Genomic DNA, 13,371 nt, shown 5'->3' with positions numbered 1-13,371 from the left:
TGAGAATCTTTACGTAACGCCTATTTTGAGAAACATATGTTAATTTAAAATCATCCTCATTATTTAAGGGGGTGTTATGAATGAGAACAAATACAATGAGAGCGTAATTATTTCTGTTACTGAATGGATTAATGAAAATCTCGATCAGCGATTAAGCATTGATGATATTGCGGAAAAGGCGGGCTATTCAAAATGGTATCTGCAGAAGTTATTTTCCCGCTATAACGATGAAACGCTTGCACGCTATATTCGCAAGAAGAAATTAATATCCTGTATTAACGATCTCAAAAACAGCCGTACACCTATTATCAACCTGGCCGTTAAATACCATTTTGAAAGCCAACAATCTTTTACGCGCTCGTTTAAACAGATGATGGGCTGTACGCCCAGCGTTTGCCGCAAAAGACAAATGAAAGGGGGAACGGACAGCGCCACGTCCACCGGTGCGCATCCCTGTAGTCTCTGCATACGGACGCCGAAAAAGACAAAAAAGCCGGTTTACAGCGGAATAAATGACACCCGGAGCAGCGACGATTTAGTCCGCTTTTTTTAAATACAGGCGTTACTCGTCCGGCTTATAATATTGCACGCCAATCTGAATTCGCTCTCGCCCGTTGGCAACACGATGACGATTGGTATCGCGTAATGAGTAAATACATCCGCAGTACTCTTGCTGATAAAAGCTTTCGCGCTTACTGATTTCGATCATACGCGCCGAGCCGCCGCCTTTGCGCCAGTTAAATTCCCAGTAGGTCAAATCGGGATATTTTGCCGCCGCACGGACACCGCAGTCATTAATCTGCTGCATGTTCTTCCAACGGGAAATCCCCAGACAACTGGTGATAACAGGAAAACCATTTTCATGCGCATAGAGCGCCGTACGCTCAAAACGCATATCGAAGCACATGGTGCATCGCTCACCACGCTCAGGCTCCCATTCCATGCCTTTGGCCCGTTTAAACCAGTCGTCACGATCGTAATCTGCATCGACAAAAGGCACATTAAACTTTTCAGCAAAGCGGATATTCTCCTCTTTACGCAGTTCGTACTCTTTAAGCGGATGAATATTCGGGTTATAGAAATAGATCGTGTATTCAATGCCGGAGGCCAGCATGGCTTCCATGACTTCCCCTGAACAGGGCGCACAGCAGGAGTGCAGAAGCACTTTTTTGTGTCCACCGGGCAACGGTAGCGGTTGACGCTGATAGGGCTGAGACATAAGCACCTTCAATCAATGAAATAAAAAAGGCAGTGTAATGCCGGGACAGGTCTGTTGCAAAACTTCAGTGTATCGGATCGCCCCTGCCTGTCGTGAAGGCCTGAGGGCGAATTCCTTTACGCCATTACCATTGCAGCGTTTTTCCCGCGTAGTCCACATAGTGGTGACCACCGCGCCCCTGAAACATCGTCAACTGCGTGAAGATCCCTTCCGCGCTTTTTTCAGCCGTAAGGGGGGCCTTATCGCCGCCCATATCCGTTTTCACCCAGCCGGGATGCAGCGTTAACAGCGTGCCATTCTGCGCTTCTACCTCTCTGGCAAGGGAACGGGTCAACATATTGAGCGCCGCTTTACTGGCCGAATACAGAGGAGCGTCCGCGCTGCGGTTCTCATTCAGGCTGGCAAGCTGCGAAGACGTTAACGCAATCACGCCCTTTTGCTGATTCAGCAACGGCAGCAAAATCTCAGCGCAACGTACCGGCGCGACGGCATTGGTCAGGAACAGCTGCATCAGTTCGCTGTCATCCGTCTCGGCCAACTTTTGATGCGCTGGCCCGTAAACGCCTGCATTAATCAAAATGGCGTCATAAGGCTCTCCACTCAGCTGGACCGCAACGTGTTTAACCGCGTCGGTATCCGTTATATCCACTTGATGCCAGTCAACCTCAGAGTGCTCGCCTTGTGGCGGAATAGCACTGCGGTAAGTGGCCGTCACCTGCCAGTGATGGGCTACAAACGCGTTAACCACGGCAAGTCCGATGCCGCGCGACGCGCCGATAACTAAGATTTTCCCCTGATGAGCCATAGGATTGTCCTCGTTGATGAAGTCAGTAAGCAGAGTAGAGGCGGGTTAGCGCACGCACTGCATTATACAGGCTGTTTTGTGCGGATACCGCCGCTCCGACCCTGCTGTGTGTCCTGATACGCCCTGCCTGGGTTATTCAATCTGCTGATCAGGCGGCGAAGATTTGTTGCCATCCCGGCTCTTTTCCACACTCTGCGGATGATCTTCCCCCATTGCCAGGGCTGTCGCGCTGGCGGGATCGAACAATGAGAAGCTCTCGATCTGGTCCAGCATGATCACTTTGCGAAACGCCATGGCATTTTTGGGTTCTGAATCCAGCGTGATGCCGTGCTCGGCGTACCAGCTACTGTAATTATGTTCGACCGCCAGCTTTAATGTATGGCTGTCACGATAACCGCTCAGCATCGGAATGAGCACGATATTGGCGGTGCTTTCATATTCAAAAGTTGCCGCATGCACCATGCCTATGTAGATGCGTCGCGATTTTAGCGTGATCCATGCCAGTTCCCCCTCCTCCATGCACTGGAAAAGCATCTGCTCGACGCCGTTAGAACGGGAGAGTTTTTGATAGAGGTCTTTTCGGCCAGAGACATTCAGCCGTGCGCTACCCGCCCAGTTCGAGCGATAAAGGCAAAACAGAATGGCGAAGGTCAGCATAATGACTACCGGTGCCTGAATACCTAAAAAGCTCCAGTTCATAAACTCCATTTGCAGCTGAAGATGATCGCCGGGAAAAATATAAAGCGCGTTGGAAACGGAGGAAATAATAAATAAGACAAACCAAATAAATGCGGTGGCAAAAACCCCCTGAAGCACGAATATACAACCGTATAACGCCACCAGAAAATAGACATCCCAGCCTGAGGTACGGCGCATTTTGAAACGGCTGGAAAGATCCCGACTGGTGTACCAGTAACCACTTACCATCAATACCATAAAAATCGCGGTACCCACCTCAGACTCCTTTTAAGCTATTGACGTGCCGGTTGAAATCCTCCTTTACTTCCTCACTGAGGATATTGACCGCGGCGTTACCGTTTTCATCGATAATAATGCGCTCACCATCGGCAATGGAGTCGTTTATGTCCTGGCGGCTCATTATCTGGAGGAATTTATCCGGGCTGGCGAACAAGGAACGAACAAAGCTGATCATGACAGGTCACTTACTGAGTTAAAAAACACAAGTATGTGACCGAATTGGCTTTGCTGCCATTTTATTGCCGGTAAACATTCTTAAAAGCCTGATTAACGAAGCGGTAAATGTTGCTGATTTTTTCGCGTTCTGCTCTCCCCCTTTATAAAAGATGGCGAAACGAATTCATTCATCCCTGACGATGATGCCCTTCTTAACGCTATCCGGTCTGCCCGATGCACGCCATAAAACGACAGGGCACAAACCGCTTTTGTCGCCTGAGGGCAGCTCATCGCGGCGGTCGACAGCGCCGTGCATCGTACGCACCTTGTTGCCGGCCCCGACGTAAAGGATCGGCCACTCGCTCGTACGCGGAAAGAGGAATATCGTTTCTTCAGTCTGGATCACATTACCGGGTTATTTTGTTGCACTAGTGTGATGCAAGTTTCAATTACGTTGCACCTCGATTGCGCTTAATTTTTCGGCAGGCTATCAACTCCACCATTCCGCTGCACATAATCACCTGACGTGGCTGTTTTTTAACAGGCCAGGGCAAACTGGCATGCATTGTGCTTGTTACTTCAATAACAACATTGCGAGCAATGACAGCCAGGTAACATTGAGGACGACATGAGCGCTCACGCCGAACTGCTGAAAAAAATCGAGGCTGCCATTAGCCAGCAAACGCCCAGCGAAAAACGGATAAGTTCGTGGCTGCTCAGCCATTCCGAACAAATCCCCTTTGAAACGGCGGACAGCATTGCCCAGGCGACCGGCACCAGCGGAATTACTGTCGGGCGTTATTTGCGCAAGCTGGGATTTAAAAATCTTGATGATGTGAAAAACCTGCTGCGCGATGTGCCGAATACGCCGTACAAGCAATGGGGCGTGATTGACCGTCTTGATTCATGGGAGCAGCAACGCACGCTGCCGGATCCGGCCAGTCAGTCATTACAAATGGAGTTAGAGGCTATCCGCTATGTCTACCAGCTGGCGCAGACGGAGACCTTTCGCCATATCAGCCAGCAAATAGCCGAGGCCGAAACCGTCATCGTGTTGGGGATTCAGTCCACCCGGGGCATCGCGAACACCTTCTTCAGTCATCTGGAATATCTGCGACCGCGCGTGACCTATGCCGATGGCAGCTCGGGCAGTTGGCTGGAGTCGCTGAACTCCGAGTCGTCAAAGCCTTACGTCATTCTTACGGATACGCGAGCCTATTCCACCGTAGCAAGACAGTTTTGTCGGGTCGCCACCGCACGTGGCGTGTCGATGGCGCTGGTTACCGATATCTGGTGTCCATGGGCCCGGGATTATCCGGTGGATTTACTTCAGGTAAAAACGGACACCGCCAATTTTTGGGATTCGCTGGCCCCCATCAGTTGCCTTTTCAACCTTCTGCTGTCTGCAGTCGTCGAACGCCTTGGCCCCGCGCTTTCTCAGCGCCTGGCACAAAACCGACTGTTGCAGCAGGAATTTGGTCAGTTTGAACATTGATAAAACAGGGATTACAGAATGATGCAGGAAACAGAGCTGGTCGATATCGCAGTGGCCTTTCCGGCGCTGACTATCGATCTGAAATATGCCACCGCCGATAACATCACGGGCCAGCCCATCTACAGCGTAGCCCGCTGCCTGCTGCATCCCGATGCCGCCGTCGCGCTGGAGAAAAGTATTGCTATTGCCAGCGTGGCGGGTTTTACGCTGCTGGTGCTGGACGCCTATCGCCCACAAAAAGCGCAGGAGCTGCTTTGGCACGCCTGTCCTGATCAGAATTACGTCGTGCCTTTATCGCAAGGCTCGAATCACAGCCGTGGCACCGCGATTGATGTCACGCTAATCGATGCTGACGGGCACATTCTGGATATGGGAACCGGGTTTGATGAAATGCAGGCGCTGTCGCACCCCTACCATCCCGACGTGCCGCTGGCTGCTCAGCGCAACAGGCTACTGCTTAATGCCGTGATGTTTGGCGGTGGCTTTACTGGCATTGCGACCGAATGGTGGCATTTCGAGTTACCGGAAGCGGCCCGTTATCCGCTGATTAACGATGTTTTCACCTGCATATCCCCAGCCCAGACTGACGGAGTTTTACCATGACAATGACGCACACAGCACCCCGTTATTTTCGCCCTTTGTTACTTGCTATTACCCTCGCGGCCACGACGACATCCGTGCTGGCTGCGGTACCGAAAGACATGCTGGTGATCGGAAAAGCGGCCGATCCGCAGACGCTGGATCCGGCGGTGACGATTGATAACAATGACTGGACCGTTACGTATCCTGCCTACCAGCGCCTGATCAAATACAAAACAGAAGACGGTAAAGGCACCACGGAGATCGAGGGCGATCTGGCTCAAAGCTGGCAGAGTAGTGACGATGGCAAGGTCTGGACGTTTACGCTACGTCCGGATGCCGCGTTTGCCGATGGCTCACCCGTGAATGCTGAGGCGGTTAAGCTCTCTTTTGAGCGTCTGATGCGTATCAAACAAGGCCCGTCGGAAGCCTTTCCAGCCGACATGAAAGTCGAGGTAGTCGATCCGCATACCGTGCGTTTCACGCTGAACACCCCGTTCGCACCGTTTCTTTATACGCTCGCGAATGACGGCGCGTCCATTATTAACCCTGCCGTGCTGAAAGCGAACGCCGCCGATGATGCGCGCGGCTATCTGGCCGAGCATACCGCAGGATCCGGTGCCTATATGCTGCAACGCTGGCAGAAAGGTCAGCAGCTGGTGCTGGTGCCTAACCCGCACTTTACGGGGCCTAAACCGGCCTTTAAGCGCGTTTCCGTGAAAATTATCAGCGAAAGCTCTGCTCGTCGTTTGCAGCTGGCAAAAGGCGATGTCGATATTGCCGATGCGTTACCGGTAGACCAGTTCGCCGCGCTGAAGAAGCAAGGTGACGTCACCGTCATGGATTATCCCGCCCTGCGTGTGACCTACCTCTATCTGAACAACAGCAAAGCACCGCTAAATCAGCCTGATTTACGCAGAGCGATCTCCTGGGCGACCGACTACCAGGGCATGGTACAGGGCATTCTGGGCGGCAACGGTAAACAGATGCGCGGTCCGATTCCGGAAGGCATGTGGGGCTATGATCCTCAGGCCATGCAGTACAGCTTTAACATGGATAAAGCCAGGGCTGAACTGGCTAAACTGCCCAGCAAACCGCAGACCTTGTCCTTTCTCTATTCGGACAACGATCCAAACTGGGAGCCGATTGCCCTTTCCATGCAGGCCAATCTGAAGACGCTGGGCATCAACGTTAAGCTGGAAAAACTGGCCAACGCCACCATGCGCGAGCGTATCGGTAAAGCGGATTATGACATTGCCATTGGCAACTGGAGCCCGGATTTTGCCGATCCCTACATGTTCATGAACTACTGGTTTGAATCAGACAAAAAAGGTCTGCCCGGCAACCGCTCTTTTTATTCCAATCCGGCGGTCGATGCGCTGCTGAAGAAAGCGGTTTCCACGACCAGTCAGGCTGAACGGACCCGCGATTACCAGCAGGCCGAGCAGATCGTGATTAACGATGCGGCTTACGTGTATTTATTCCAGAAAAATTATCAGGTTGCGATGAATAAGTCGGTTAAAGGCTACGTGTTTAATCCGATGCTGGAGCAAATCTTTAACCTCGCCACCATGCATAAAGAATAACAACCTTCACGCCCGTTCACGCAGGGCCTGCCTGGCCCTGCTGAGGAAGACATGATGAGTTACTGGAGTCTGTTAAGACAGCGTAGCTGGGGACTGCTGTTGGTCGTCGCTGGCGTCTGCGTCATTACGTTTATTATTTCGCATCTTATTCCCGGGGATCCGGCCAGGCTGCTGGCCGGCGATCGTGCCAGTGATGAAATTGTCCAACACATCCGCCAGCAGTTAGGGCTGAACTTACCGCTGTGGCAACAATTTATCCGTTATGTACAGCAACTTTTGCATGGCGATCTGGGCACCTCGATCCGCACAGGCCGCCCGGTGTTAGATGATTTGCGGGCATTCTTTCCCGCCACGCTGGAGCTGGCCTTTTGTGCGCTGTTGATCGCGCTGCTGGTCGGCGTGCCGCTGGGCGTGCTTTCTGCCGTTTATCGCAACCGCTGGCTTGATCATCTGGTGCGTCTGCTGGCGCTGACCGGTATTTCGACCCCGGCGTTCTGGCTGGGACTGGGTGCCATCGTCCTGTTTTATGGCAAGTTGAACCTGCTGCCCGGCGGCGGACGCCTGGATGACTGGCTTGATCCACCCACACGCATCACCGGTTTCTACCTGGTTGATGCCTTGCTGGAGGGCAATACTGAGGTCTTTATGAACGCCCTGCAGCATCTGATTTTGCCTGCCACCACGCTGGCCTTTGTCCATCTGGGCATCGTGGCGCGTCAGATTCGCTCGGCCATGCTGGAACAGTTGAGCGAAGACTATATTCGCACCGCGCTGGCGAGCGGACTGCCTAAGTTTACTATCGTCGTGCGCTATGCCCTGCCCAACGCCCTGATCCCCTCTGTGACCGTGCTGGGGCTGGCCCTGGGTGACCTGCTGTATGGTGCCGTCCTGACCGAAACCGTTTTTGCCTGGCCCGGTATGGGCGCGTACGTGGTGTCCTCGATTCAGGCACTCGATTTTCCCGCCGTGATGGGTTTTGCCATCGTCGTGTCCTTTGCGTACGTGCTGGTCAACCTGTTTGTGGATCTTCTTTATCTGTGGATTGACCCGCGCATGGGTCGGGGAGCGTAACGCATGATGATGACGCAAGAACAGCCTGCTGTACGTCAGGCGAAACCCACGCTTCTCGTCTGGAAGCGTCGGCTCTGGATGGTGCGTAAAAGTCCACTGACCCTGCTGGGGGCCGCCATTATTGTCCTGATGCTGGGATTGATGGTGTTCTCGCCCTGGCTGGTGCCCCACGATCCGAATGCCATCAGTTTGACCGACCGTCTTCAGCCGCCCAGTGCTGCGCACTGGTTTGGCACCGATGAAGTGGGCCGGGATCTGTTTAGTCGCGTGCTGGTCGGCAGCCAGCAGTCTGTCGCGGCGGGACTGGCCGTGGTGCTGCTGGCGGGCATCAGCGGTTCATTACTGGGCTGTCTGTCCGGTGTTCTGGGCGGTCGCAGTGATGCGCTCATTATGCGCCTGATGGACATCATGCTGTCTATCCCTTCGCTGGTGCTGACCATGGCGCTGGCCGCGGCGCTGGGACCGAGCCTGTTTAACGCCATGCTCGCCATCGCCATTGTGCGTATTCCTTTTTACGTCCGGCTGGCACGCGGTCAGACGTTGATTGTCAGACAGCATACCTTTGTCGAAGCCGCCAAAACCTTTGGTGCCTCGCGCTGGCATCTGATTAGCTGGCATATCCTGCGTAATGCACTGCCGCCGCTGGTGGTACAGGCCTCGCTGGATATCGGCAGCGCCATTCTGATGGCCGCGACGCTGGGCTTCATTGGCTTAGGCGCGCAGCAACCGACCGCTGAATGGGGCGCGATGGTAGCGAACGGGCGCAACTACGTGCTGGACCAGTGGTGGTACTGCACCTTCCCCGGCGCGGCGATCTTAATCACCGCCGTTGGATTCAATTTGTTTGGCGATGGGATTCAGGATCTGCTGGATCCGAAAGCAGGAGGACGTCACTGATGCAAGAGAGAATCCTGACGATTGAGGATTTACGCCTCAGTTTCCCGGTCTATCAGGGCGAGGTGAATGTGCTGAACAATGTGTCCATGCACATTAACCGTGGTGAAATTGTCGGCGTAGTCGGGGAGTCCGGTTCGGGGAAATCGGTCACCGCCATGCTGGCGATGCGGCTGATTCCCGAACACAGCTATCAGATCAAAAGCGGCAAACTGGAACTGGCGGGACAGAATGTCCTGACCGCCAGTGAGGCCGCGATGCGTAAAATGCGCGGCAATCGCGTTGCCATGATCTTTCAGGAACCCATGACCGCCCTGAATCCCACTCGCCGCATCGGCAAGCAGATGGTAGATGTCATTCGACAACATCGTCCCGTGTCAGCCCGTGAGGCCAACGCACGGGCGCTTGCGCTGTTGGGCGATATGCAAATCGCGGACGCAAAGAACGTGATGGCGCGCTATCCCTTCGAGCTTTCCGGCGGCATGCGTCAGCGTGTCATGATCGCCCTGGCCTTTTCCTGTGAACCCGATCTGCTGATTGCCGATGAACCTACGACCGCGCTGGATGTCACCGTACAGCGTCAGGTACTGCGCCTGTTAAAACAAAAAGCGGAGGCAACGGGCACGGCGGTGCTGTTTATCAGCCACGATATGGCGGTGGTTTCGCAGTTGTGCGACCGGATTTACGTCATGTACGCCGGCGCAGTCATTGAAAGCGGCATGACGGAAACCGTCCTGCATTCACCGAGCCATCCCTATTCCATTGGCCTGCTTGCCTGCTCGCCCGATGCCAGCGAACCGCGCGCCCCGTTAGCGTCCATTTCCGGCACCGTCCCCAACCTGACCTGCCTGCCCTCGGGCTGTACGTTTCGCGAGCGCTGCTTCGCGGCAGGCGAACGCTGCACCCGCGCACCACGTTTACAGGCGACGGGCAACGCTGCCCAGCAGGTGGCTTGCTGGTATCCACAACAGGAGACGCGCCATGTCTGATGCTCTGCTCACGCTACAAAACGTACACGTTGCCTTTCCTGCGAAGAAGAACTGGCGTGGCAAAGTGACGGAACGGGTTCATGCACTGAATGGCCTGGATATCCAGGTCAGACAGGGCGAAACGCTGGGCATTGTCGGTGAATCCGGTTGCGGCAAAAGCACCCTGGCGAAACTGTTGATGGGCATGCTGAGTCCGACAACGGGTCAGCTTGACCTGGCCACCGCCGCTGGCGGAGGCCGGGAACGTCGCATGCAAATGGTCTTTCAGGATCCGCTCTCGTCACTGGATCCCCGCCTGCCGGTCTGGCGTATCATGACCGAACCGGTCTGGATTCAGTCACGCGCGTCAGAAAAAACGCGACGCGCCCTGGCTGAATCCCTGGCCCGTCAGGTGGGGATTCGCCCGGAATACCTGGACCGGCCACCGCATGCGTTTTCCGGCGGTCAGCGTCAACGCATTGCCATCGCCCGGGCACTGTCCTCCCAACCCGACATCATTGTGCTGGATGAACCTACCTCGGCACTGGATATTTCTGTCCAGGCGCAGATTCTGAACCTGCTGGTGGAACTGCAACAGCAGTACAATCTGACGTATATCCTGATCTCTCACAACGTCTCGGTCGTCCGTCACATGAGCGATCGCGTTGCGGTCATGTATCTGGGCCAGATTGTCGAACTGGGCGCGGCTCAGCACGTTCTCGATTCACCTCAGCATCCCTATACGCAATTGCTGATGGACTCTGTGCCACGTATTGGCGCGCCGCTGGAGGGGGCTCCCGTCAACACCGAACTACCGGGTAACCGCCACCTGCCAACCGGCTGTTTCTTTCGCGATCGCTGTCCGCAGGCAACAAGTGGCTGTGCCACGCCTCAGCCTTTGCGCGTTCAGGATGACGGGCGGGCGGTCAGGTGCTGGCTGGCCCATAACCTTATGCATGCCTGATTCACAACACATCAAGCGGGTGGCGCAACGCGACCACCTTTTAACGATCACTCTTTCAGGAAGACATTGCGATGAAAATCATTGTGCTTGGCAGCGGCGTGGTGGGCGTCACCACCGCCTGGTATCTGCAGCAGGCAGGGCATCAGGTCACCGTGATCGAACGTGAAGCGGGCCCGGCATTGGGTACCAGCGCCGCCAACGCCGGTCAGATCTCGCCTGGCTACGCCGCGCCCTGGGCCGCACCAGGCGTGCCGCTTAAAGCGGTTAAGTGGATGGTGCAGCGCCATGCGCCCCTTTCGGTACGGCCGGATGGATCTCGCTTCCAGCTGGCCTGGATGATGCAGATGCTGAAAAACTGCAATCCTCACAGCTATGCCGTCAATAAAGCCAGGATGGTCAGACTGGCAGAGTACAGCCGTGACTGCATCAGTGCGCTGCGGGCCAGCACAGGAATTGAATATGAAGGACGCCAGGGCGGCACCCTGCAGCTGTTTCGCACAGAACAGCAGTTTGAAAACGCAGCGCGTGATATTGCCGTGCTGCAGGAGGCTGGCGTGCCGTATCAACTGCTTGAAGCCGACCAGCTGGCGACCGTCGAACCTGCACTGGCTGACGTAAAGCACAAGTTGACGGGAGGTTTACGGTTGCCTAACGATGAGACTGGCGATTGCCAGCTGTTTACCCAGCGACTTGCCGCCCTGGCGCGCGATGCCGGCGTCACGTTCCGCTTTAACACGCAGGTGGATGCGCTACTGACCGAAGGTGACAGGATCAGCGGGATTGTCTGTGGCGATCAGACGCTGACGGCGGACGGGTACGTTATGGCATTTGGCGCTTACTCTACCCAGTTGCTTCGACCACTGATGTACATTCCGGTGTATCCGCTGAAAGGCTATTCCCTGACGATTCCCCTCGCCGATGAGGCCGGTGCCCCGGTTTCCACGGTACTGGATGAAACCTATAAAATTGCCATCACGCGTTTTGATAATCGCATCCGCGTCGGCGGTATGGCGGAAATCGTGGGATACAGCAAAACCCTGCTGCCCGCGAGACGGCAAACGCTTGAGATGGTGGTAAACGATCTTTATCCCCGTGGCGGCCGCGTTGAGCAGGCGACTTTCTGGACCGGATTACGGCCGATGACGCCTGACGGCACGCCGATTGTCGGTCATACACATTTCACCAACCTGTGGCTGAACACCGGACATGGCACGCTGGGCTGGACGATGGCCTGCGGATCCGGCCAGCTGTTAAGTGATGTGATTTCAGGCAAACAGCCCGAGATTGCGCACGCAGACTATGCGGTTTCGCGCTATGCCTGAGCGCGTCACTGATGGCGAAGCTCGTTACACGGCCTGCGCGCAAGCCCAGGCCGAGCTCCAGGCCCACTGGAAATTATAGCCTCCCAGCCAGCCGGTCACGTCAACGACTTCACCGATAAAATAGAGTCCCGGCACGTCACGTGCTTCCATTGTTTTAGAGGACAGCTGAGTCGTATCCACACCGCCCAGCGTGACTTCAGCGGTACGGTAACCCTCCGTGCCGTTGGGCTGCACCTGCCAGTTGTGCAACGTCTGCACCAGCGCTGACTGCTGCTTGCTGTTCAGCTGCTTCAGCGTGACATCCGGCACCACCTGCATTTCCTGTAAAATTTCGACCAGGCGCTTAGGCAGAATTTTCGCCAGACTGTTTTTCAGACTCAGATTCGGGTGCGCGTCACGCTGAATCGTGAGGAACGCATCCAGCGGCGTGGCAGGCGAGAGATTGACCGAGATAAACTCACCCGGCTGCCAGTAGCTGGAAATCTGCAAGACCGCCGGGCCGGACAGGCCACGATGGGTAAACAGCATCGCCTCTTTGAAGACGGTGCCGTCTTTCGCTTCGATGGTCGTTTCCAGCGCCACACCGGACAGTGTCTGCAGTTGTTCAAGCAGGGGTTTATGCAGCGTAAAGGGCACCAGGGCGGCACGGGTTGGCAACACCGTTAACCCAAACTGCTCGGCCACTTTATAGCCAAACGGTGACGCGCCCAGGCCCGGCATGGAAAGCCCGCCGCTGGCGATGACCAGCTTCTCTGCCTGTACGCTGCTGCCGTTGAGTTGCAGGACGTAGCCCGCTTCATCGCGGGTTACACTCAGGATTTCGCTGCGCAAACGCAGGGTCACACGCCCCTTTTCACACTCGGCGAGCAGGAGATCGACCATCTGCTGCGCAGACTCATCGCAAAACAGTTGCCCCAGCGTTTTCTCGTGCCAGGCAATGCCGTGACGATTCACCAGATCGATAAAATCCCATTGGGTATAACGCGCCAGCGCTGACTTACAGAAATGGGGATTATTCGACAGGTAGGCGGCCGGTTCGGTATAGAGATTGGTGAAATTGCAGCGCCCGCCGCCTGACATTAAAATCTTGCGGCCCGGCTTTTTGCCGTTATCCAGCAGTAATACGCGGCGACCGCGCTGTCCAGCCTGCGCGGCACAAAAAAGCCCCGCGGCCCCTGCTCCAATCACGATAACGTCAAACTGTTCCACTGCCATTGTCCACCTGATAAAAGAGGGGCAGATTGTAGTGATCTGCCTGCGTTGATGCCAGTGTCAAAAAATTGCCGCAATTATGTCATAATGTAAATTTATAATTTTTAAGGAATTTACGCCTT

At 55.0% G+C, this 13,371-nt stretch carries 14 protein-coding genes; 9 read left to right on the top strand and 5 right to left on the bottom strand.

Annotation, left to right across the window (positions count from 1 at the left end; genetic code table 11):
- The first annotated feature begins 76 nt into the window (after positions 1-76).
- Positions 77-553, top strand: coding sequence for a helix-turn-helix domain-containing protein (locus tag RAC65_RS13140; protein ID WP_054686856.1), 477 nt, complete (start codon positions 77-79; stop codon positions 551-553).
- 9 nt (positions 554-562) lie between these two features.
- Here the strand turns inward: RAC65_RS13140 and RAC65_RS13135 are convergent, their stop codons facing one another.
- The 4 genes from RAC65_RS13135 to RAC65_RS13120 all read right to left on the bottom strand — a co-directional run bounded on the left by RAC65_RS13135 (position 563) and on the right by RAC65_RS13120 (position 3,177).
- On the bottom strand, positions 563-1,219 hold the full coding sequence (locus RAC65_RS13135; protein ID WP_006121081.1) for an epoxyqueuosine reductase QueH: 657 nt from the start codon (positions 1,217-1,219) through the stop codon (positions 563-565).
- Between the two features lie 124 nt (positions 1,220-1,343).
- Positions 1,344-2,024, bottom strand: a complete 681-nt coding sequence (locus RAC65_RS13130; protein ID WP_375096792.1) for an SDR family oxidoreductase — start codon at positions 2,022-2,024, stop codon at positions 1,344-1,346.
- A gap of 132 nt (positions 2,025-2,156) precedes the next feature.
- Positions 2,157-2,978: a hypothetical protein gene (locus RAC65_RS13125; protein ID WP_375096791.1), complete on the bottom strand. Its 822-nt coding sequence runs from the start codon at positions 2,976-2,978 to the stop codon at positions 2,157-2,159.
- A 1-nt stretch (position 2,979) separates the two neighbouring features.
- Complete coding sequence (locus RAC65_RS13120) at positions 2,980-3,177, bottom strand: hypothetical protein (protein ID WP_033738245.1); 198 nt, start codon at positions 3,175-3,177, stop codon at positions 2,980-2,982.
- A 609-nt stretch (positions 3,178-3,786) separates the two neighbouring features.
- On the opposite strand from RAC65_RS13120, the gene RAC65_RS13115 reads away from it, so the two are divergent.
- The 8 genes from RAC65_RS13115 (at position 3,787) to RAC65_RS13080 (ending at position 12,037) form a co-directional block, all read left to right on the top strand.
- The gene (locus RAC65_RS13115) at positions 3,787-4,653 is read left to right on the top strand and encodes a MurR/RpiR family transcriptional regulator (protein WP_205957071.1); all 867 of its coding nucleotides are present in this window, start codon (positions 3,787-3,789) and stop codon (positions 4,651-4,653) included.
- A gap of 18 nt (positions 4,654-4,671) precedes the next feature.
- Positions 4,672-5,256, top strand: coding sequence for a D-alanyl-D-alanine dipeptidase (gene ddpX / locus RAC65_RS13110; RefSeq protein ID WP_039342773.1), 585 nt, complete (start codon positions 4,672-4,674; stop codon positions 5,254-5,256).
- Entirely contained in the window at positions 5,253-6,818 is a 1,566-nt protein-coding gene (locus tag RAC65_RS13105) for an ABC transporter substrate-binding protein (protein ID WP_006121087.1), read from the top strand. Before ddpX ends, RAC65_RS13105 begins: the two co-directional genes overlap by 4 nt.
- Before the next feature lie 54 nt (positions 6,819-6,872).
- A complete protein-coding gene (locus RAC65_RS13100; RefSeq protein WP_164483230.1) occupies positions 6,873-7,889 on the top strand; it encodes an ABC transporter permease in 1,017 nt (338 codons plus the stop codon).
- Positions 7,890-7,892: 3 nt separating this feature from the next.
- Complete coding sequence (gene ddpC / locus RAC65_RS13095; RefSeq protein ID WP_006121090.1) at positions 7,893-8,786, top strand: D,D-dipeptide ABC transporter permease; 894 nt, start codon at positions 7,893-7,895, stop codon at positions 8,784-8,786.
- Positions 8,786-9,772 carry an ABC transporter ATP-binding protein gene (locus RAC65_RS13090; protein ID WP_205958914.1) on the top strand — a complete coding sequence of 329 codons (987 nt, stop codon included), beginning with the start codon at positions 8,786-8,788 and terminating at the stop codon, positions 9,770-9,772. The genes ddpC and RAC65_RS13090 overlap by 1 nt, the downstream gene beginning before the upstream one ends.
- Positions 9,765-10,715, top strand: coding sequence for an oligopeptide/dipeptide ABC transporter ATP-binding protein (locus tag RAC65_RS13085; protein ID WP_110268708.1), 951 nt, complete (start codon positions 9,765-9,767; stop codon positions 10,713-10,715). Before RAC65_RS13090 ends, RAC65_RS13085 begins: the two co-directional genes overlap by 8 nt.
- Positions 10,716-10,786: 71 nt before the next feature.
- A complete protein-coding gene (locus RAC65_RS13080) occupies positions 10,787-12,037 on the top strand; it encodes a D-amino acid dehydrogenase (protein ID WP_039342784.1) in 1,251 nt (416 codons plus the stop codon).
- Positions 12,038-12,061: 24 nt separating this feature from the next.
- On the opposite strand, the gene RAC65_RS13075 is transcribed toward RAC65_RS13080, so the two are convergent.
- On the bottom strand, positions 12,062-13,246 hold the full coding sequence (locus tag RAC65_RS13075) for an NAD(P)/FAD-dependent oxidoreductase (RefSeq protein WP_277284282.1): 1,185 nt from the start codon (positions 13,244-13,246) through the stop codon (positions 12,062-12,064).
- Positions 13,247-13,371: the final 125 nt, after the last annotated feature.

Source organism: Pantoea sp. BS_8 (genome assembly GCF_041954965.1).
GTDB lineage: Bacteria > Pseudomonadota > Gammaproteobacteria > Enterobacterales > Enterobacteriaceae > Pantoea > Pantoea stewartii.
This window is presented reverse-complemented; position numbering and strand designations above follow the sequence as displayed.

What these genes read in the sequence shown, in the direction of transcription:
- RAC65_RS13115 (WP_205957071.1), top strand. Translation starts at nt 3,787, where the DNA reads ATGAGCGCTCACGCCGAACTGCTGAAAAAAATCGAGGCTGCCATTAGC.
- RAC65_RS13090 (WP_205958914.1), top strand. Translation starts at nt 8,786, where the DNA reads ATGCAAGAGAGAATCCTGACGATTGAGGATTTACGCCTCAGTTTCCCG.
- RAC65_RS13140 (WP_054686856.1), top strand. Translation starts at nt 77, where the DNA reads ATGAATGAGAACAAATACAATGAGAGCGTAATTATTTCTGTTACTGAA.
- RAC65_RS13100 (WP_164483230.1), top strand. Translation starts at nt 6,873, where the DNA reads ATGAGTTACTGGAGTCTGTTAAGACAGCGTAGCTGGGGACTGCTGTTG.
- RAC65_RS13085 (WP_110268708.1), top strand. Translation starts at nt 9,765, where the DNA reads ATGTCTGATGCTCTGCTCACGCTACAAAACGTACACGTTGCCTTTCCT.
- RAC65_RS13105 (WP_006121087.1), top strand. Translation starts at nt 5,253, where the DNA reads ATGACAATGACGCACACAGCACCCCGTTATTTTCGCCCTTTGTTACTT.
- RAC65_RS13080 (WP_039342784.1), top strand. Translation starts at nt 10,787, where the DNA reads ATGAAAATCATTGTGCTTGGCAGCGGCGTGGTGGGCGTCACCACCGCC.
- ddpX (WP_039342773.1), top strand. Translation starts at nt 4,672, where the DNA reads ATGATGCAGGAAACAGAGCTGGTCGATATCGCAGTGGCCTTTCCGGCG.
- RAC65_RS13130 (WP_375096792.1), bottom strand. Translation starts at nt 2,024, where the DNA reads ATGGCTCATCAGGGGAAAATCTTAGTTATCGGCGCGTCGCGCGGCATC.
- RAC65_RS13120 (WP_033738245.1), bottom strand. Translation starts at nt 3,177, where the DNA reads ATGATCAGCTTTGTTCGTTCCTTGTTCGCCAGCCCGGATAAATTCCTC.
- ddpC (WP_006121090.1), top strand. Translation starts at nt 7,893, where the DNA reads ATGATGATGACGCAAGAACAGCCTGCTGTACGTCAGGCGAAACCCACG.
- RAC65_RS13135 (WP_006121081.1), bottom strand. Translation starts at nt 1,219, where the DNA reads ATGTCTCAGCCCTATCAGCGTCAACCGCTACCGTTGCCCGGTGGACAC.